Raw genomic sequence first — 21,822 nt, forward strand, 5'->3', positions numbered from 1 at the left:
ATCGACGGCCTGTAAAAAACCACCGCCAGACGGTGGCTATACCCTAGCGCAGCAATGTAATGCTGCCCGCGCGTGGAGTGCTTTCTTCGCCGTCGCAGCGGATAATATAGAAGTAAACGCCGTCGGGCAATTGCTTACCGTTAAAGGTGCCGTTCCAGTCGTTGTGGTAAGGTTTGGCCTCAAATACCTTCACACCTTTGTCGTCATAAACAGTGACTCCGCACTGCGCATAGGTAAGGATCTCATCGACCTGCCACTGTTCATTAGGGCCATCGTTGTTGGGCGAGAAGAAGTTATGGGGATTCAACTTGTTGACAATGGCTTCGCCGACTACTTGCAATATAAAGATACCTGACCCCGGACATTCATTGGCGCCAACCCCCGTTACTGTATATTCAGTCGTCGTAACCGGCTGAGCAACAGGATTAGGGACCGTTGCGTTTGAAAGCGACTCGGCTGGCGTCCATTGATACGTGTCAAGACCGGAAGCTGTCAGCTGCGCCGTCTCGCCCTCATTGATCCGTTCGGGTGTACCCGTTACAATTACCTCCGGAGCCGGGCGCTGTGTAACCTGTTTACTTTTGGTTACGACACATGACCCTGTTAAAAAGGCGACGTCTACCGTATAAGTACCTCCGTCCGGAACCGCAATGGAGGCTGTATTTTCCCCCGTCGACCAAAGATAACTTTTAACATCCGCCGTGCTGGACGCTTCCAGCAAGAGTGTTTCTCCCTCGCAGAACTCGTCAAGGCCTTCGGGGTTTTCGATCAATACCTCCCCAGGGGGTAGGGTCACGGAAATAGGCTGCTCGGATATAGCCAGACAGACATTGTTGCCGTAATGGATTGACAACCGTACGGTCTTTGACCCGGTTGTGGAATAGCTGGTTTCGGCAGTGGGAGCATTTGGGCCTTGGGCATTCGTACCGCCAACGTCGAAATTCCACTGATAGACAGGCGGGGCAGTTGTAGTAGCCGTGCTGGTAAACGTAATGCGCTGATCTTTACAGACGGTGCCGTCAGGAGAAGAGGTCGTAAAGCTCACCAGCGGCTTCGTGGTGATAGTCACTTTCACAGGGTCCGTTGGAATGGGATCACCACATCCCGTACTGCTGGCTATTACAAAGTAGCTGCCGTTAGAGCTTGATTCTGTCAGAATAAGCGGAGACACGGCGCCTGTTCCAATCTCGGTGGCGTTGCCTTGCTTATACCATTTATAGGTAAAGGCCAGAGGTGCCTCGTCAAGCTGCAACGTAAAATCAGTGTCATCGACACACGCAACGATCTCCGCCTTGCCGCTGATCTTAAAGCTTGTGGCGGGCACTTCAATCACCTCGACAACGGTGATGCCCCGGCCCGCGACGCAGCCGTTTTTAGTAGCTTCAACCGTATATTCACCCGCCTGCGCAACGCCTGTAGCAGCGAATGCAGGAGGCGAGTTGCTGGTAGTAGTTTGTGTGTAGTTAGGCCCCGTCCACTTGTAAGAATCAACACTGCCGGATGCGTTGGCAGAAAGTGTAATATTCGTACCCTTACAAACCGGGCCGTTGTTCGAAGGGCTAAGCGTTACGGCACTTTCAGATTGAATGGTAACGGTAACGCTTTCGGACGTCAACGCGCAGCTGCCCGCAGTACAAGAGGCGCCCCCTTCTGTGCGAATCGTTACGGTGTAGTCACCGGAGTTCGCCACAACGGTGTTGATCGTGTGGCTGTATAGCTCCTTGCCGCACGCCACGGTCACACCATCTTTCTTCCAGTCGTAGTACGCGCCGGGAGTCCGTGTCGCGGTAAGTATATGCGTGCCCACTCCGGTACATAGGATGATATCCTCTTTCGGTTCGATTTTGGGAAGCACACAATGTTTGTTCCGCAGAATCGAGACGAGGGGTGCCGTGGCATCGGCACCGGGAAAAACAATATCAGGCTTACCATCGCCATCCATATCGCCTATACGCACATATTTACTGACCAACGGGATAGTAATACCGGTAGGAGTAAAGGATAGCGCGCCGGGGGTGCTGTTATTGTTCAGAACGGTGAGTACTTTGCTAAATTGATTAGCAAGGACGATATCGGTCTTGCCGTCGCCGTCGATGTCGCCAAAGTCCATGCCGTTCATTTGTCCGTCCGAATTAATCCGAAGGGATGTAAAGCTGAACGACGAGCCGCTGCCGGTGTTTCTCAAAACGTACGTTCCGCCAATCAAACTGTTGAAAGCAACATCGGGCTTTCCATCGCCATCGAGGTCACCCACGCGCATGCTTTGCACGGTAAAACCGTCTAGCGAATGCTTGGCAACCGTGCCAAAACTGACAACCCCCGCGTGACTCTGATTAGGAAAAATCCACAGGTTGTTGTGGTTGGGTTCCTGAAGCAGGCTTATCATGATCTCGGGAAGGCCGTCGCCGTTCAAATCCTGAAGGGCAAGAGCATTTGTTCCTTTGAAAACCGAGGTTGATCCAACGACGTCCGGTGAAGCAACAAGTACAACGGGCGCCTCGGTAAACGAGATCGTAGTTCCCACGCTCGTGTTGCGCAGAACGCCTAACGTGTTGTTTTCCGTCCGGTTTGAAATGACAAGATCGGGACGTCCGTCCAGGTCGATATCATTTATTTCAACATCCGACATGGCCCAGCCCGGGATGGTGATGGGAATCACGGTAAAAGAAGAGCCACCCGAATTTTGGAGTACAAAAATCTTTTCAGCCGCGCTGGCGCTCCCGGTACCGGTAACAACCAGGTCGGGCCAGCCATCACCATTCAGGTCGCCGCATTTCACACGAAGTGAAAGCGTGCTGAAGCCGGGTCCCGGCAAGACAATTCGGTTCATGGCAAGTGTGCCGGGTGTGCTGGTGTTACGATGAATAGAAAGTGTATTTATGCTGTTGTGGGTTGTAATAACTTCCGAGCGGCCGTCGTTGTTGAGATCACACAGACAGATATCTTCGACACCCTTGTCAGCAGAGAAGTCTTGCTGGTCGTCGAGGGAAGCGGCCGTAAAGGGATGCTCGCCGCTAAAGCTCAGTAAGAAAGGATTAGGGGAATATGCCGTTAGATGAGACGTTGTATTGGTTACCGACAAGTGCTGATACGTAGTTCCCGCCGGAATGCGCACTTTTATTGTTTGGTCGGTGGCGGACTCTATAATTCCTGGCGTAGCACCGAAACGGGCCTGTAGTTTGGTCTTATCACCTCCAAAGGAGGTGCCCTTGATCAGCACGAGCTGACCGGTGCTGCCGGAGACTTGCTCAACGCCTTGGATCACAGGGCGCTGAGCCCATGCAGTGGTAGCCAGTAGCAGGAAAAATCCGGCCAGGAGAGAGGTCTTTACCGTCGGTGCCAATGCCTGTTTCATGTTCGGACTATAGATGCATTCTATTTCTCCCCGGTAACCACCAGAAGACGAGCGTTCTTGATTTTGGTATAGGTTTTCAGGTTCTTGATCTCCTCGTGTGCTTCCGACGCCTTTGTCGTTTCCAGTACGTGCACGTAGTACTTCCGGTCCTGCGGGTTGTAGAAAATGTCGCCGTTGAACTGCTCATTCTGCAGCCGGCGCTTATAGGCGTCCGCCTGGTTAAAATCAACAAAGACCTTGACTACCACAAAGTAACGCTTATTAGCGGACTCGGTCTGGTTGATCTCGTTCGGATCTGTTGTTCCTTCCTGGAAGCGTGCCGTATGTTTTTCCGCCGGATTTTTCGTCAGCGTAGAGCGCAGCACGGGCGCAACCCGTTTAAACTTCTTCTTCTGCCCCAGGCGCAGCCCCAGCATAAACTCGTGTGTGCCCTGTGAAAAGCCCTCTTCCGGCTGATTCACCGGCTCATAGGAATACGCGAGTATCAACCGGTTTATCTTAAATCCGGTGTTGCCGGTTAACCCATAGGGCAAACGGTAGGAGCCACCCAGCCAGAAATGTTCTGACAGGTTGAGTTTTCCGAGCAACTCAAATTGGCTTGTACCAAACTTCGAATATTTGTAATTGAAGTAAAACTCCAACGGCGCGATCGTCTCTTTTGTCTTCACCTTGCGCTTGACATTGCCACTGCGTTTGCTGACGATTTTACTTTCAACCTTGCGCTTGTAATAAACGGTCACAAAAACATTGTCGGCTGGCGATACCGTGGTATTGGTAAAGCTACCAGGATTGTTGAATTTCGGCGGAAACAGTTGCGGCAACGAGAAGCCCAGGTTAAAACCGGAACCCGATCGGTATAGCATACCAAAGCTGGATACCGGCTGCATGTTGTTAGCAGTATACTCCAGTAGCACCGGGTCGTTTGGATCGCTTACCTTGGCCATGTCAATCGTATTGGAGATAGCACCTCCTGAGAGCCCAAACATCAACCAGTTTTTTTGTCCCACGGGCATGGCATACGCGTAGGATAAAGTAATATCATTTGTCGTGAGCAACCCTCTTTTGTATTGGGAGATCTTGCCGCCAAAACCCGCCCGGCTTTCGTTCAACATCGTGTTAAACGTCAGTGTCGAAACCGTGGGCGCACCTTCAATACCCGTCCACTGCTGACGATGCAACGCGTACACATACGTGTAGTCCGTGACAGCCTCAGCAGGATTATAGAGGTACGGGTTGATGAAGAAATTATTATAAACAGGGAAATTCTGGGCATGGACAGACGTCATGCAAAAAAGCAGAGAGAGGGCAACACAGAAGTTAAAAAAATAAATCATCTACGTCCATTCATATGGGCAATAGTCCGAAGGTCACCAAAAAATCAGGTCCTGTCGCCAGGTTAGCCACCCCGATGCCATCGCCTTCGAGTGATGCATCAGGTTTTAAAGTACGTTTGCAGTAAACTCACGAATATACGGCGGTTTTCCGGTTTATTGGCAGACACGCCGCGTTAACTTGGATGAAATGAAGTATTTTTGTGTCGAATTAAATAGATTTCAAATTACACTTATAGTGAAAATAGGTTTACCTGTATTTTTTCTGCTGCTTTTGACTGTTGCCGAAGTGGCTGACGCACAAATTCTTGTAGGACCCGTGGCCGGCGCGAATTATTCCTGGATCTCGTTCGGCGAGAAAGATGAAAAAGCCGAGTACAAGATCAAGGGAAAGTATGGTTACCACTTTGGCGCCCATTGCGCATTTCGCGTGCGGAAGCGGTTTTTTCTTCATTCTTCACTGATTTATTCCACGAAAGGCCGGGAAATGGAAGGCAAAAATGAGTTTCTGAAATATGATATGACCTATCGTTACATCGAGCTACCCATCGTCTACACAGCGTATTTCAAAGGCCACGCGGGTACAAAAGAATTTAAATATTCACTCGGCATTGGTCCCAACATCAGTTATTGGCTGGGAGGTAAAGGTACGCTTGAAAGTACAGACACACACGAGTTTCATAACAGCACGGCAATTGTGCCGGTAAGCGTCGTCTTCAATAAAGATCCGGAATCGGCGCAGCAGCACGAAGTGGTAGTGCAGGACCCAACGCGCCTGCAGCTCGGTCTGAACTTCACCGCGGGCTTTCTGTTTGAGCCTGTGCCGGACCGTGAGATCGTCCTGACCTTTCGCTACGAGCTCGGCCACAGCTACCTCAGTCGCGAAAGCTATGGCGCCTTTGATCCCACATTGACAGCATTCCAGGAGCCGCTAAAGGTACGCAACCAGGGCTTTCGGGTATCATTGGCCTATCTCATCGACCTCAAGGTCGAAAATCGTAAAAAGGGAAAGAGCACCAACGACCCGAGAAAACGGAGGTATTGATCAGAACAGCTTCGGCTGTAGTTTGTTCTTCTCGTAGAGATACAGCATGATGCCATCTTTTAAACCGACCTCGGGCACCAGAATGCTGGTGGCATGCGCCCACTCCATCACTTTGATGTAGATATTGCTGGCGGGGATGATCACATCCGCCCGGTCGGGATTCATCTGCAATTTGTAAATACGATCCTCGATCGAATAGGCATTCACCATTTCACGTGTCTCCCGGATCTTCCGCAGCGAGACCGTCTTGCCGGGCTTGGATTGCGCCAGCTCGAAAAGCTTGCTGATGTTACCACCGGTACCAACAGCGGTTACTTTGCCATAGCTTTTTTTGACATGGTCCTTGATCCAACGCTCCATGTCCTCCCAGGCCTGGGGCGAGTCGTTTTTCTCGAGCACCCGCACTGAGCCAATTTTGAACGATCGCGTCTGGATCTTCTGCCCCGCCGCATAGAGGTTGAGCTCTGTGCTACCGCCGCCGACATCGATGTGCAGGTAGGTCTTGTCCGTCAGGTAGGAGTGGATGGCGCGATTGATCAGCTCGGCTTCGCGGTTGCCATCAATGATATGAATGACAATGCCAAGCTCATCCAATACCCGTTGCGCAAGGTCGGCGCCGTTTTCGGCTTCACGCATGGCTGACGTGGCGCAGAACATATAATCATCCACTTCGTAAAGCTCCAGCAACAGCTTGTAGGCGGCCATAAGCTTACGGAATTTCTCCATGCTTTTGCTACTGACCCGGCCTGTCGCAAAAACGTCATGCCCTAAGCGTAACGGGAAGCGTACATACTCGAGCTTCTTAAAAACAACCTGCGCGGTGTTATCCAACGCAGTGGAGACTTGAAAACGAATGGCGTTGGAACCAATGTCGATCGCGGCGAGCTTCATGTGTGTCAAAATTAAGCTATTGCCTTTTTATTTTAAGCGCTTATTGTCTTTCTTTGCAGGGCTTATTCAGAAAGACGGAGGGATTGGGCCCTGTGAAGTCTTAGCATCCTATCCTCCAACGTTTGCAGAGAGGGTGTTGTGCTAAATCCCACTCCCGGCTCCGGTCATCCTTGCCTGGAAAAGATAGGCACCCCGTCTCAACCACGGCTCTCTGGATAGCGCGAATCTGAAAACTATAGAGGGCTTTATGAAAATCCAGGACATCCTAAAAGAACGTATCATGATCATCGATGGCGCGATGGGCACGATGATCCAGCGGCATACGCTGACAGAAGAAGATTTTCGCGGCGAACGGTTTAAGAACCATACGCATCCACTAAAAGGCAACAACGATATCCTGTCGATCACCCGGCCGGACATCATCCGCGACATACACCGTCTGTATTTTGAAGCAGGCGCCGACATCATTGAAACCAATACCTTCAGCGGGACCACGATTGCCCAGGCAGACTACCACCTGGAAGACGCTGTGTACGACATCAACTACGAGTCTGCACGCATTGCCCGCGAAGTAGCCGACGAGTTCACCGCCCGCGAGCCGCACAAGCCGCGGTTCGTTGCCGGTGCGATCGGCCCGACCAACAAGACGGCTTCTTTATCGCCCGATGTAAATAATCCAGGCTTCCGCGCCATTACCTTCGACGAGCTCGTAATAGCCTTTAAAGAGCAAGCCAGGGGGTTGATCGAAGGCGGGGTAGACATGTTACTCCTCGAAACAGTCATTGATACGCTCAACGTAAAGGCTGCCTTGTTTGGCGTCCAGGAATTGTTCGACGAGATGGGCCGCGAGCTGCCCATCATGGTTTCGGGTACCATCACCGACGCCAGCGGACGCACGCTATCCGGGCAAACAACAGAAGCATTTCTCATCTCGGTATCGCACGTGCCCTTGCTAAGCATTGGCCTGAATTGCGCCCTGGGCGCGAGCGCGCTGCGCCCGTACCTGCGCGTGCTGAAAGAACAGGCACCATTCTTTGTTAGCGCATACCCCAACGCCGGCCTGCCCAACGAGTTCGGTCAATACGATCAGACCGCCGATGAGATGGGCGCGCAGGTCGAAGAGTTTCTCCAGGAAGGGCTGGTCAATATACTCGGTGGGTGCTGTGGCACAACGCCCGAACATATCCGGCGCATTGCCGAGATCGCCAAAAAGTACAAGCCCCGGCAGGTAACAGAACCCGAGCTGGTATAATTAGTAAACAGATTACACAACAGACCCCTCCCGGTTTCCCGCAACGGAAACGGGCTTTGGATAATTGACTATGAACTATCGACTGAAACTCAGCGGTCTCGAAGCCGTTGAAATTACACCTGAATCCAACTTTGTCAATATCGGCGAGCGGACCAACGTTACCGGATCTGCTAAATTCCTGAAACTGATCAAGGAAGATAAGTTCGAAGAAGCACTCGAAGTAGCGCTCGATCAGGTGCGGGGCGGTGCCCAGGTAATCGACGTAAACATGGACGAAGGCATGCTCGATGCCAAATCGGCCATGGTGCGATACCTCAACCTCATGGCCTCCGAACCTGAGATTGCCCGCATACCCGTTATGGTCGACTCGTCCAAATGGGAGGTGATCGAAGCCGGGTTAAAATGCCTGCAAGGCAAGGGCATTGTAAACTCCATCAGTCTCAAATCAGGCGAAGAAGATTTTATACGCCAGGCCAAACTGGTAAAACGGTACGGGCATGCGGTAGTGGTGATGGCGTTCGACGAGCAAGGCCAGGCCGATACCTACGACCGCCGCATATCCATTTGCAAGCGAGCCTACGACATCATGGTCAACGTGGTGAAGTTTCCGCCGCAGGACATCATCTTCGACCCCAACATATTCCCGGTAGCAACCGGTATCGACGAGCACCGGAACTATGCCATAGACTTTTTTCGCGCCACTAAGTGGATCCGCGAAAACCTGCCCGGGGCGCACGTGAGCGGTGGCGTGAGTAACGTTTCGTTCAGCTTCCGCGGTAACCAGAAGGTACGCGAAGCCATGCACTCTGTCTTCCTCTACCACGCCATCCGCAACGGCATGGACATGGGCATTGTAAACCCTACCATGCTGGAGGTATATGACCAGATCGATAAAGAGCTGCTGGAGCGCGTCGAAGATGTATTACTGAATCGCCGCGACGACGCAACGGAACGTCTGTTGGAACTGGCAGAGACCGTAAAGGGCTCGGCCAAAAAGAAAGAGCAGGATGACGAGTGGCGAAAAGGTACTGTAGAAGAACGACTCACACATGCCCTGGTAAAAGGTATTATCGACTTCATCGACCACGATACCGAAGAGGCCCGGCAAAAATATGGCCGGCCCTTGTTTGTCATCGAAGGCCCCCTCATGGCCGGCATGAACGTCGTGGGCGACCTCTTTGGTGCGGGCAAAATGTTCTTGCCACAGGTAGTGAAGAGTGCGCGCGTCATGAAAAAATCCGTAGCCTACCTCACGCCGTACCTGGAAGAAGAAAAGCGACTCAATGGCACCTCCCACCAGGCGGCAGCCAAAGTATTAATGGCGACGGTAAAAGGCGACGTACATGACATCGGCAAGAACATTGTCGGTGTGGTGTTGGCCTGTAACAACTACGATGTAGTAGACCTTGGCGTCATGGTGCCCCCCGAGAAAATCCTCGAAGCGGCCCGCCGGGAAAAGGTAGACGTTATCGGCCTGAGCGGCCTGATCACACCCTCCCTGGACGAAATGGTGCATGTGGCCCGCGAGATGCAACGGGAGAAAATGACCCTGCCGTTGTTGATTGGTGGCGCGACCACCTCCCGCATCCACACAGCCGTAAAGATCGATCCGGTCTACGACGGTCCCGTCGTACACGTACTCGACGCTTCCCGCTCCGTACCGGTAGCCAGCGAGTTGATCAGCACAACGACACGCGCATCCTTTCAGAAAAAGATGAAGGATGAATATGCTAAACTGCGGGTCGATCACGAAAACAGGAAGCAAACAAAGAACTATATCTCCCTGGTGGAGGCCCGGAAAAATCCGGTAAAGATTGACTGGAACGCGACGCAATACGCCACGCCTACGTTCACGGGCAGAAAAGAACTGATAGCCTACCCGCTGGAAGAGATCCGTCCGTATATCGACTGGACACCATTCTTTCAGACGTGGATGCTGGCGGGCCGCTACCCTGGCATTTTCGAAGACTCCGTCGTGGGGGTAGAAGCCAGGAAGCTGTACGTCGACGCCAACAAGATGCTCGACGAGATCATCCGCGATAAAAGCTTGCAGGCCAACGGTGTGCTGGCATTCTATCCGGCGGTCAATACAGGCGACGATGTCGATCTGTTCCAGAAGCAAGGTGATACATCACCAGTTGCCACCTTCCACTTCTTGCGGCAACAAAACAAGAAAGCCCAGGGTTTGCCCAACTTCTGCCTGTCAGACTTCATTTCCCCCGAGCGCGGCAAAGACTACCTGGGCATGTTTGCGGTCACCACCGGCATTGGATTAGAGAAACTCGTCGAGCGCCACAAGGCCGAGCAAGACGACTATTCCGAGATCATGGCAAAGGCCCTGGCCGACCGGTTAGCCGAGGCCTTCGCAGAGCTGCTGCACGAAAAGGTGCGCAAAGAGTACTGGGGCTATGCGCATGACGAAACGCTTACCAGCGAAGAGCTGATAGAGGAAAAGTATAAAGGTATACGGCCTGCACCGGGCTACCCGGCGTGTCCCGACCACACCGAGAAGAAACTGCTGTTTACGATACTGGATTGCGAGCCAGTGGGTATTCAACTCACGGAGTCCTATGCCATGTATCCGGCGGCGGCCGTCAGCGGTTTTTATTTCGGACATCCCGACTCGAAATATTTTGGCCTTGGAAAAATCGAAAAAGACCAGGTAATAGACTATGCCCGCCGCAAAGACATGCCCCTGGAGGAAATCGAAAAGTGGCTGTCACCCAACCTGAGCTACGACCTGTAAGACTCCTGGCCACGGCTATAACTGCAAAACGAAAAATAATCTGAGCTATGAAGGTCATTGACCACCTGCGAAACGCTAACGGAAAGACGTTATTTACGCTAGAGATTCTGCCGCCACTGAAGGGCGAGAACATTAAGAACCTGTTTAGTAACATCGACCCGCTCATGGAGTTCAAGCCACCGTTCATAGATGTTACCTATCACCGCGAAGAGTACGTATACAAGAAAAAGGATGGGGGACTGCTCGAAAAGAGCACGACCCGCAAACGCCCCGGCACCGTCGGAATTTGTGCGGCCATACAGAACCACTACAAGATCGATACGGTACCCCACATCATTTGTGGCGGCTTTAGCCGTGAAGAGACCGAAAACGCGCTGATCGATCTGCACTTCCTGGGCGTCGACAACGTCCTCCTGCTGCAGGGCGATGCCATCAAAAGCGAAGCGAAATTTGTCCCCGAGCCCGACGGCCACCGCTATGCGTCTGAACTGCTCGAACAGGTGGTAAAAATGAACCGCGGCATATACCTCGACGAAGAGCTTGAGACGGCTGCGCCGACAGGCTTCTGCATCGGTGTCGCCGGCTATCCCGAGAAGCACTTCAATGCTCCGAACCTGAAGACAGACCTCAAATACCTGAAACTTAAGGTAGACATGGGCGCACAGTATGTGGTCACACAGATGTTTTTTGACAACCAGAAATACTTTGAGTTTGTAGACCGTTGCCGGGAAGCTGGCATCCATGTGCCGATCATTCCAGGGATCAAACCGCTCACGGGCAAGGGACAGTTGACCATTCTGCCGAAAACATTTAACATCGATATACCAGAGGCGCTTGTCGATGAAGCGGAGAAGTGTAAAGATAACGCTGCCGTAAAAGAACTCGGGATTGCCTGGTGTATCGAGCAATCGAAAGAATTGATTAAAAAGGGTGTTCCAACCCTCCACTTTTACTCGATGGGAAAATCCGATCCGATCTATCGCATAGCAAAAGAATTATTTTAACCTATATTAGCGGTTGGTTTGCCTGCTGGTATTGTGTTCTGATGAAGATTTTTGCTGTACTTGTGTTAAGTGTTTTGGGCCTGTCGGTTGCCGGCTTCGCCCAGCAGAGTAAGATAGATTCTCTCCTGAAATCATTGCCTGCGGTAGGCGATCCGGTTAAGCGAATCGACCAGCTCAACAATATCGCCACGTATTACACCCGCACCTCCGTACAGGAAGCAGAGAAGACCGTACGTGAGTCTATTCTGCGGGCACGGGAGGCACACTATAAAAAAGGCCTTGCCGATGCACTCAAGATTGCCGGCGTAATCTATTATATCCGAAGTGAATACACCGTTGCCATCGAATATTATTACCAATCCCTCAAGCTCTACGAAGACCTGAAGGATTCCGCCGGCGAGGCGAAGATATTGCACAACCTGGCGCTCATCTTTAACATCAACAAAGAATACGAACAAGCTTATAAATTCGCGCGACGGTCTATCGAGCTGAAGCGAAAAATGGGCGATAGCCTGGGCGTTGCGAACTCCCTGTTGTCGGTGACGGACTACTATACCCATACAGGCAAGTATCCACAGGCACTGGAAGCCGGGCAAACCGCCCTGGAACGATATCGGGGACTACACGATGAGATCGGCATCAGCCATGCCTTGCTGCAGATCGGGGAGGTATATGCGCGGCAAAAAGACTTTCCGACGGCAACCGTGTTCTATAATCAAGGCCTGCAGCAGGCACAGCGCATAGAAGACTACCTGCAGATTGCCGCATCGTACAAAAAGTTTGGTGAGCTGTTCCTCGCGAGCGAACAATATGACTCAGCCTGCCATTACCTGCGAGCCACTATTGCCGTAGCCCATCGGCACGATATCCGGCGGGAGGAAGTAGAGGCCATGCGGTTCCTGGCGACATGTTTTGAAAAGACAGGAAGCCTTGACTCGGCCTTGTACTACACCCGCGCGTTGGCCGCCGTCGAGCAAGAGATTTTTGGCCGTCAAAGCAAAGAACAGATTGCCACCATACAGGTGATTTACGAATTTGAAAAGAAAGAACAGGAGCTGGGATTCCAAAAACGCATCGTGCGCAGGCAATACATCGCTATTGCCGGCGTAAGCCTGATATTGATCCTGGCGATCATGCTGGGGTACAAATTCTATGGATTGAACAAAAGCAACGCAGAAGCCAAAGAAGCGCTCCTGAAGCTCAACCGCGAGATAAACCAGATGAACGAAAACCTGGAATCCATGGTACGCGAGCGGACCGAAGAGATCGCCGCTAAAAATCAACGCCTGCTGGAATATGCTTTTTTTACAGCGCACGAAGTGCGGGGCCCACTGGCCCGAATATTAGGCCTGGTAGAGCTGGCGAAGATTCAGGAGCTGCGCCACGAACATGAAGAGATTATCGTCCGTTTGCAAGAGGCCGCCAACGAGTTAGACGAGGTAATCCGCATCATCAACCGCAAGCTGGAAAGCACCAAACGAATCTAATCACCGTCCGCGAACGGACAGATAGTGTTCGCTTGTGGCCCGCGTCGTAACACAAATCCGCGCAATAGATCGATTTTAGATGCCTGGGATATGGCATCGTACTTGCCGCAACAGGGTGTAACCTTTCGGCCCAGGGCCGGTATACCTGTTAACGTCTGCTTGCCTATGATCAAAAATTACTTCACAGCGGTGTTGCGCTACATATCGCGCAACAAGGGATTTACCGCCATCAATATCCTCGGCCTGGCCATCGGCATGATGGCGTGTATGCTCATCACACAATATGTGCTTCACGAATTCAGCTACGATGATTTCCATGACAAAAAGGATCGCATTTTTCGGGTACAGCTGGACCGGTACGATAAAGGTGAGCTCGCTACGCGGTGGGCTTCCGGGTGCGCAGGCATCGGACCTGATGTAAAAGCTGACTTCCCCGAAGTAGAGCGCTATGTACGGCTGTCCGGCACCAACGCGCTGCTGTCCCACGGCGATGTATACTTCAAAGAAGAGAATGTATTCTTTGCATCCGAAGACTTCTTCCGCATATTTTCCATCCAGCTACTGGAAGGCCAGGACTCATCCGTATTAAAAAAGCCATTTCAAATGGTGATCTCAAAAAGCCTGGCGAAGAAATACTTTGGTGACGAAAGCCCGGTAGGAAAGGTCATGAAGAACAACGGACGGACGGAGTATGAGGTCACAGGCGTGTTTGACGATCTCCCCGTCAACTCACATATGCAGATCCAGGCACTTTTTTCTTTTGCCAGTTTGGAAAAATTGCAAAACGATCCGATGCGTTCGTGGATGTGGGATGGATTTATGACCTACATTCTGTTAGATGAGCACGCTAATGCAAACGCATTGGAGGCCAAGTTGCCGGCGTATACGCAAAAGAAGGTAGGCGAGGAGCTGAAACGATATAATGCCGACATGAAGTTCCATCTTCAGCCCATAACCGACATTCACCTGGATTCCAACTTCATCGGCGAGTTTAAGACCAACGGCGATCGCCAGGCTACTTATTTTCTTTCCATCGTCGCCGTGCTGATCCTGATCATCGCCTGGATCAACTATATAAATCTGTCCACAGCAAAATCAGTCGAGCGTGCGCGCGAAGTGGGCGTACGAAAAGTAATGGGCGGATTCCGTTGGCAACTGGTGCAGCAATTTTTGTTTGAATCATTGCTTCTCAATGTAGTGGCTGTAGTACTGGCCATTTTATTGGCCGTCGCACTGATGCCATCATTCAGCACATTGACGGGCCGCGAAATTGGCTATACACTCTTTCAGCAACCATCCTTCTGGGGCTGGACGGCTGCGTCGATCATCATAGGAGCCATTATCTCCGGCTTGTACCCGGCCTTTGTACTGTCGGCCTACCGCCCGGTGGAGGTATTAAAGGGGCGATTTAAGAATACAGCGAAAGGTGTGTTCTTTAGAAAGGGCATGGTCGTGGTACAATTCATGGCATCCGTCACGTTAATCGTGGGGACTTTTACCGTGTACCGGCAAATCAGCTTTATGCAAGACCAGCAACTCGGAGTTGATATACAACAAACCGTAGTCATTCACTCACCCAACATCGTCGACTCGACGTATAAAGACAAGTTTCAGGTGTTTAAGGAGCGCATTAGCCAATATCCGGAAGTGGTAAGCGTCTGTGCATCGACGGAAGTGCCCGGCCGGCAACCCGGCTGGAATGCCGGAGGCATCCGTACCCTTAGCCAGACCGATGAAGATGCCAAACAATACCGTGTCATCATGATGGACGGCGGCTTTATTAAAGCTTATGGACTGGAGGTCGTGGCCGGACGAGAATTCGCCGACGCCAATCAAGAGGAATACAAAAACGTGCTGTTGAACGAATCGGCTGCACGCCTCATGGGATTTAAGAAGATCGAAGACGCGCTCAACGACCAGATCTTTTTCTGGGGCGATACCTTCCGCATAGCAGGCGTTGTAAAAGACTACCACCAGGAGTCGCTCAAGAAGGCCTACGACCCGCTCGTCTTCCGATACAACAACGCCCCCGGGGGATTGTATTCCATCAAGTTCAACACCGACAACGTCAAAGAATCGCTTGTGCGGTTTGAAGCAGAGTGGAAGTCGGTGTTCCCCGGCAATCCGTTCATCCATTTCTTCCTCGACGAGCATTACGAACAGCAATACCAGTCCGACAAACAGTTCCGGAGTGTCTTTAGCATATTCTCGGGGCTGGCCATCTTTATCGCCTGCCTGGGGCTGTTCGGTCTCTCCTCGCTCACAGCCATTCAACGAACCAAGGAGATTGGCGTACGGAAAGTACTGGGCGCCTCCGTACCCGGCATCTTGCGCCTGATGAGCAAGGACTATCTCATACTCATGATCATCGCCATTGCCCTCGCGATACCGTTGTCCTGGAGTGTGATGAATGCATGGCTGGAAGACTTTGCCTACCGCATTCCCCTGACCTGGTGGATTTTTGCATTGCCCAGTGTGGCGGTCGTGATCGTAGCGTTGCTGACCGTAGGCATACACACACTGAAAGCGGCGCGTGTAAACCCCGCCAAATCACTTCGGTATGAATAAGTCCCGGGCTGTGGACCGTGTATAGGCAACGGTTATCGCCCGAATGGTTCATTCATGGCAATTCCGTTGGCGGAAGAAGAGAGAAGAGGCATCTTCGGTAAATGCATCTTCCTATGACTACGCTGCTAACCGACCGGAAGACCCTTTTGTACAAAATATACGATTACATTAATGCCCGCGACATTGACGCGGCCCTGGAGCACATGCACCCGGACGTGAGCTGGGCAAACGGCATGGAGGGCGGGTTTGCTTTGGGTCACGAAGAGATTCGTCAATACTGGCAGAGACAATGGGAGTACATTGATCCGCATCTGCAACCGATCCAATGCGATGCCTCGGAGCCTGGCCAGGTCGTTGTGGAAGTGCACCAGATCATCCGTGATCTTTTGGGAAATATAATATCCATAAAAAATGTTCAACACGTATTCTGGTTTGAAGACGGCCGCATCCGCGCCATGCGTGTTAACCCTACTTCAGCGTAAAATCCACACCTTTTGACGTGATATTCTTCCGGGGATACCCGTAGGATTTTATACGTTTTCCAGCTACATTTCTAGTACTATATCTCAGCGCGCAAAAAGCACCTGTCCCGTGCATTCCACAGGCATAGGTTTTTATCTGTTGTTGGCATCAATTACTAGCTCTTAATAATCTCTTTATGAAAGCAACGATTTCCGGCCGGAATCTTTCCGCCTCAGGTATTTCATTGACCAAACGCCAGCAACCCAGCGCGGCCGAGAGCGCTGAGCGTACACTTTTACCGGTAAAGTCCGGTAGATACATTGGAAACCGCTATATCGAACGCTGGGGAGTTTTTTCCTCAGCGGCCGCACCAAAGAAATAAATAATTGCGATACCATGAATGCTATGCCTAACGCACAACCAACTCAAGAACTAGTATTGTACTTTCAAGTACACCAACCACGCCGCCTCCGGCCGTTCCGGTTTTTCGACATCGGTTCACAAGGCGAGTACTTTAATGACGATCTCAACCGCAGCATCGTCCAGCGCGTAGCACGTCAAAGCTATTTGCCCACCAATGCCTTACTGCTAAAGCTTATCCAAAAACATCCTGGAATCAAGATCACATTTTCGATCTCCGGAATGGCGCTGGATCAGTTTAAGGAATACGCGCCCGAAGTGTTGGATAGCTTTAGGGCCCTGGCCGCTACCGGTAGCGTGGAATTTCTGGCGGAGACCGACCAGCATTCTTTGGCCTGCATGATGCCGGGCGATGAGTTCGAGGTGCAAGTGCTCGATCACGTCGCGAAGATCCACGAATACTTCGGGATACGGCCCACCGTATTTCGCAATACGGAGCTGATCTATAGCGACGACATCGGTCGCCGTGTAGAAGCCCTCGGCTTCACCGGCATCTTTACTGACGGTGTAGAGAAAATATTGCATGGGCGTAACCCGCATTACCTATATCAACACCCTGATCAGACCGGCCTGAAGATTTTGCTGCGTAATTACCGACTCAGCGATGACATTGCATTCCGTTTTTTCCAGAACAACCAGCCGCTGTCGGTTGAAAAATACATGTCCTGGCTGAATGGCATCCCGGCACACGAACAGCTGGTCGTGCTTGGCATGGACTACGAAACCTTCGGCGAGCATCAACGACACGAAAGCATCCTGAAATTCCTCGAGAAGTTTTTACAGACGGTAATAAAACAACATCACTTTACATTGTCTACACCGTCGGAGGTTATCGCACGGACACCGGCTATCGGTAGCCTTTCGGTACCTTCCTATATATCCTGGGCAGACGAAGAGCGAGACCTTTCCGCATGGCTGGGAAATGATATGCAGCGCGACGCCTTCGAAACCATGCTGCGCATGGAGCAGGATGTTAAAAGTACAGACAACCCTGAGATACTCGAGCGTTGGCGTTGGTTGCAGGCGAGCGACCACTTTTATTACATGTCGACTAAAAAAAGTAATGATGGCGAAGTGCACGCATACTTCAGTCCGTTTGCGTCCCCCTATGAAGCCTTCATGAACTACATGAATATTCTGAACGATTTTTCGTATCAGCTCAGCAAATACGAACGCACACCCGTAACCGAACAGCAAGAAGGTGCCCTTCGCTCAGAAGCCGATAGAAGAGAGATTCACATGCCCACCTGGGCGATGACCCTGCAGAACACGTATGAACATTAAAGAACCCGAAGTAGCAAAAAAAGTTAAAGCGAAAGTATATCCCGGAAGTCCATATCCCCTGGGAGCCACCTGGGACGGTAAGGGCGTTAACTTCGCCCTGTATGCCGAAAATGCCACCGGCGTAGAGCTCTGTTTATTTAACGATCCAAAAGACGAAACGGAGGCTGTCAGAATCCCCATCACCGAACGCTCGACGCAGATCTGGCACGTATATATTCCGGATGCGAAGCCTGGCCAGTTATATGGCTACCGTGTACACGGACCGTATGATCCTGCTGCCGGCCATCGGTTTAATCCGGCCAAGTTATTAATCGACCCGTACGCAAAAGCCATTGCAGGGAAGATCGAATGGAGCGACGCTTTATTCGGATATGAGACCGGCAACGAGGCGGAAGACCTGAGCATGTCCGAAACGGACAGTGCACCATTTCTTCCGAAATGCGTGGTCATTAACCCGGAATTTGACTGGGAGGGAGATCGTCCGCCGAAGATAGCCTATCACAACACTATCATTTATGAGACGCATGTCCGCGGGTTTACAAAACTGTGCCCCGAGATTCCAGAGGAACTACGGGGTACCTACGCGGCCATCGGCCACCCGGCGACAATCGGGTATTTGCAAAAGCTGGGCATAACGGCCGTGGAGCTCATGCCTGTACATCACTTCATTGCCGATCGGCACCTGGTAGAAAAGGGATTGACAAACTACTGGGGTTATAATACCATTGGCTTCTTTGCACCCGAGGTTAGATATTCCGGCAGCGGCGTACTGGGCGAGCAAGTTAATGAGTTTAAGCAAATGGTAAAAGATCTGCATAAAGCAGGCATCGAGGTTATTCTCGATGTTGTTTACAACCATACTGCTGAGGGGAACCAGATGGGCCCAACCCTGTCATTTAAAGGAATTGACAATGCCAGTTACTATCGCTTAGCAGAAGACAAAAGGTTCTATTTCGATTATACGGGCACGGGCAATACACTAAACGCGAATCTGCCGAACGTACTGCGCCTCATGATGGACAGCCTGCGGTATTGGATACTCGACATGCACGTAGACGGCTTCCGGTTCGACCTCGCTTCGACACTGGCACGCGAGCTCCACGAAGTAAATAAGCTGAGCGCCTTCTTTGATATAATTCACCAGGACCCCGTCATATCACAGGTAAAGCTCATCGCCGAGCCCTGGGATATTGGTGAAGGTGGTTACCAGGTCGGAAATTTTCCGCCCGGCTGGGCCGAATGGAACGGCAAATACCGCGATTGTATACGTGACTACTGGCGTGGAGAGGATAGTATACTCGGAGAGTTTGCACAGCGGTTTACGGGCAGCTCCGACCTTTATGGAGGAGGCTACAGAAACCCCACCGCCAGCATCAACTTCATTACGGCGCACGACGGTTTTACGCTAAATGACCTTGTGTCGTACAACGAAAAACACAACGAGGCCAACGGTGAGGATAACAACGATGGCGAAAGCCACAATCGCTCCTGGAACTGCGGCGCCGAAGGGAAGACCGACGATCAGGTCGTGAACGCACTACGCCAACGGCAGAAGCGAAATTTCTTAACGACGCTGTTCTTGTCACAGGGCGTGCCGATGTTGGTGGCGGGAGATGAGATCAGCCGCACCCAACAGGGTAACAACAATGCCTACTGTCAGGACAACGAAATATCGTGGACAAACTGGGAGGGTGCCGACAATGATCTGCTGCAATTCACCCAGGGCGTCATACAGCTCCGGAAAGAGCACCCCATGTTCTGCCGTCGCCGCTGGTTCCAGGGACAGCCCATAAAAGGTACGGGCCTTGAGGACATCGTCTGGTTTCTTCCAGATGGAACAGAGATGAGCGAAGAGCACTGGAATAATGGCTATGCCAAAACACTCGCGATATTTCTGAACGGCAGGGGTATACATACTCCCGGACCCAAAGGCGAGCAGATCGTGGATGACAGTTTTTATGTCATCTTCAATGCTCACCACGAGCCGGTGGAGTTTAAACTTCCGCCAGCAAAATATGGAAAAGACTGGGTGCAGGTATTGAACACCGTGGATAGCAAGATTGGGGCGCGCAGCAAGCACGCTCCTGACGAGAGCATTCAGGTAGAGAGCCGATCCATCATGTTGCTCGAGCATAAGATTGTGTATGATAGCACCGGTAAAAATTCATAAACGCTCGATTGGTGTCACGTTTGATTCATCCGACACAGCATCGATACGCCTATGGGCCCCGCAGGCAAAAGCAGTAATGCTCCTGCGGGGCACCGGCAAGGCCAATGAGCCCTTACAGCAACAGCCGTACGGCTTTTGGGAGCTGTCGACGAATGCGCTCCGCGAAGGCGATACCTATCAGTTTCAACTCGACCAAAAGACAACCGTACCCGATCCTGCCTCGCTTGATCAACCGGAGGGAGTGCATGGGCCATCACGTGTCCGTCAGATAGAGACGTTCCCGTGGACCGACACGACGTGGGTGAATCCTGCGCTGGCAGAATATATTTTATATGAGATCCATACCGGCACCTTCTCAGCCACCGGTACCTTTCAGGGCATCGAAGAAAAATTACCCTACCTGCGTGAGCTCGGGATCACGGCGATAGAGATTATGCCCGTGGCACAGTTTCCTGGCGACCGGAACTGGGGGTACGACGGTGTATTCCCCTTCGCCGTGCAATCGTCGTACGGCGGCGCGGAAGGCTTGCAAAAGCTCGTGGACGCATGCCACGCACAAGGTATCGCCGTAGTCCTCGACGTGGTGTACAACCACTTTGGCCCCGAGGGCAACTACCTGCCATCTATCGGACAATATTTTACCGACAAGTACAAGACTCCGTGGGGCGACGCCGTCAATTTTGACGACGCCGGATCCGACGTCGTACGAAGTTATTTTATAGAGAATGTTCTCATGTGGTTTCGCGACTTCCACATAGATGCCCTGCGGATGGATGCTGTACACGCCATCCGTGACTTCAGCCCTAAACATATCCTGCGGGAGATACGCGAGCATGTGGATGAGCTAATGGCGCAAACAGGCCGCAAACATTACCTCATCGTGGAGCTCGACCTGAACGACACGCGGTTCATCGATCCGCTGGATCGCCAGGGATACGGCATGCATGCTCAGTGGGTAGACGAATTTCATCATGCCCTTCGCGTAACGACAGGCCAGCCTGCCACAGGATATTATTCCGATTTTAAAGGCATTACCCACCTGGCAAAATCTTATCGCGATGCGTACGTATACGACGGCATGTATTCCGAGCATCGGCAGCGATCGTTCGGCGTAAAGACAGATGGACATCCCAGCGATCGATTTGTCGTCTTCTCGCAAAATCACGATCAGGTGGGCAATCGCATGCTCGGTGAGCGCACCAGCAGCCTGGTAAGTTTCGGGATGCTGAAGGTGCTTGCCGCCAGTACATTGCTTAGCCCCTTCGTGCCGCTGCTGTTTATGGGCGAGGAATATGCAGAAACCAATCCATTTTTATACTTCGTGAGCCATGGCGAAAAGAAGCTGATCGACGCCGTGCGGGAAGGGCGCAAAGCTGAGTTCGCCGCTTTTCACAACGAAGGCGAGGCGCCGGATCCCCAAGCGATCGAGACATTCCAGCAATCGAAGCTGGCGTGGTCACGCTTGCAAGAACCGCGACACAAGACAATGTTCGCGTTCTACCAGACCTTGATTGCCATCCGTAAACGTTCGGCGGCGTTGCGGTCCACGAATAGGAACCAACTTGCCGTCGCCGCACAAGAGGAGACGAAAACACTGCGGCTTGACCGCTGGTGTGAACAGGAACATGCACTGTGCCTGTTCAATTTCTCAACGTCCCCGCAATCCATCTCCCTGGAGTCGGACGTCCCCTGGAATTGCGTGCTCAACTCCGCCGATACCCGTTGGGGTGGGCCCGGCACCTTGCCGTCCGTGGGCAGTAATGTCACGCTACAACCTGAATCGTTTATTTTATACTTGCGCTAAGAC

Annotated in this window: 11 protein-coding genes, 1 pseudogene and 1 riboswitch; of the genes and pseudogenes, 9 read left to right on the forward strand and 3 right to left on the reverse strand. The window is 51.9% G+C overall.

Annotated features, from left to right (window positions below):
- Nucleotides 1-43: 43 nt before the first annotated feature.
- Complete coding sequence (locus K7P01_RS20055; RefSeq protein WP_267296361.1) at nt 44-3,355, reverse strand: FG-GAP-like repeat-containing protein; 3,312 nt, start codon at nt 3,353-3,355, stop codon at nt 44-46.
- 20 nt (nt 3,356-3,375) lie between these two features.
- Entirely contained in the window at nt 3,376-4,689 is a 1,314-nt protein-coding gene (locus K7P01_RS20060) for a PorP/SprF family type IX secretion system membrane protein (protein WP_267296362.1), read from the reverse strand.
- Between the two features lie 235 nt (nt 4,690-4,924).
- Here K7P01_RS20060 and K7P01_RS20065 point away from each other — a divergent pair, with 235 nt between their 5' ends.
- A complete protein-coding gene (locus K7P01_RS20065) occupies nt 4,925-5,731 on the forward strand; it encodes a PorT family protein (RefSeq protein WP_267296363.1) in 807 nt (268 codons plus the stop codon).
- Here K7P01_RS20065 and K7P01_RS20070 read toward each other — a convergent pair whose 3' ends face one another.
- The gene (locus tag K7P01_RS20070) at nt 5,732-6,622 is read right to left on the reverse strand and encodes a Ppx/GppA phosphatase family protein (protein WP_267296364.1); all 891 of its coding nucleotides are present in this window, start codon (nt 6,620-6,622) and stop codon (nt 5,732-5,734) included.
- A 59-nt stretch (nt 6,623-6,681) separates the two neighbouring features.
- Nucleotides 6,682-6,812, forward strand: a riboswitch (SAM riboswitch).
- A 57-nt stretch (nt 6,813-6,869) separates the two neighbouring features.
- On the opposite strand from K7P01_RS20070, the pseudogene metH reads away from it, so the two are divergent.
- From metH to treZ, 8 genes and pseudogenes are all read left to right on the forward strand, one after another.
- Nucleotides 6,870-10,620 (forward strand): annotated as a pseudogene (gene metH / locus K7P01_RS20075) (methionine synthase).
- Nucleotides 10,621-10,667: 47 nt separating this feature from the next.
- Nucleotides 10,668-11,624, forward strand: a complete 957-nt coding sequence (gene metF / locus K7P01_RS20080; protein WP_254083126.1) for a methylenetetrahydrofolate reductase [NAD(P)H] — start codon at nt 10,668-10,670, stop codon at nt 11,622-11,624.
- Between the two features lie 41 nt (nt 11,625-11,665).
- Nucleotides 11,666-13,111, forward strand: a complete 1,446-nt coding sequence (locus K7P01_RS20085; RefSeq protein WP_267296365.1) for a tetratricopeptide repeat protein — start codon at nt 11,666-11,668, stop codon at nt 13,109-13,111.
- 165 nt (nt 13,112-13,276) lie between these two features.
- On the forward strand, nt 13,277-15,679 hold the full coding sequence (locus K7P01_RS20090; protein ID WP_267296366.1) for an ABC transporter permease: 2,403 nt from the start codon (nt 13,277-13,279) through the stop codon (nt 15,677-15,679).
- A 113-nt stretch (nt 15,680-15,792) separates the two neighbouring features.
- A complete protein-coding gene (locus K7P01_RS20095) occupies nt 15,793-16,161 on the forward strand; it encodes a nuclear transport factor 2 family protein (protein ID WP_267296367.1) in 369 nt (122 codons plus the stop codon).
- A 385-nt stretch (nt 16,162-16,546) separates the two neighbouring features.
- Nucleotides 16,547-17,845 (forward strand): glycoside hydrolase family 57 protein, encoded by a 1,299-nt coding sequence (locus K7P01_RS20100; protein ID WP_267296368.1) that lies wholly within the window; start codon nt 16,547-16,549, stop codon nt 17,843-17,845.
- The gene (glgX, locus tag K7P01_RS20105) at nt 17,835-20,015 is read left to right on the forward strand and encodes a glycogen debranching protein GlgX (RefSeq protein WP_267296369.1); all 2,181 of its coding nucleotides are present in this window, start codon (nt 17,835-17,837) and stop codon (nt 20,013-20,015) included. Before K7P01_RS20100 ends, glgX begins: the two co-directional genes overlap by 11 nt.
- A complete protein-coding gene (treZ, locus tag K7P01_RS20110; RefSeq protein WP_267296370.1) occupies nt 19,990-21,819 on the forward strand; it encodes a malto-oligosyltrehalose trehalohydrolase in 1,830 nt (609 codons plus the stop codon). Before glgX ends, treZ begins: the two co-directional genes overlap by 26 nt.
- Nucleotides 21,820-21,822: the final 3 nt, after the last annotated feature.

The organism is Parachryseolinea silvisoli (assembly GCF_021190955.1).
In the GTDB taxonomy this organism is placed as follows: Bacteria; Bacteroidota; Bacteroidia; order Cytophagales; family Cyclobacteriaceae; genus Ohtaekwangia; species Ohtaekwangia silvisoli.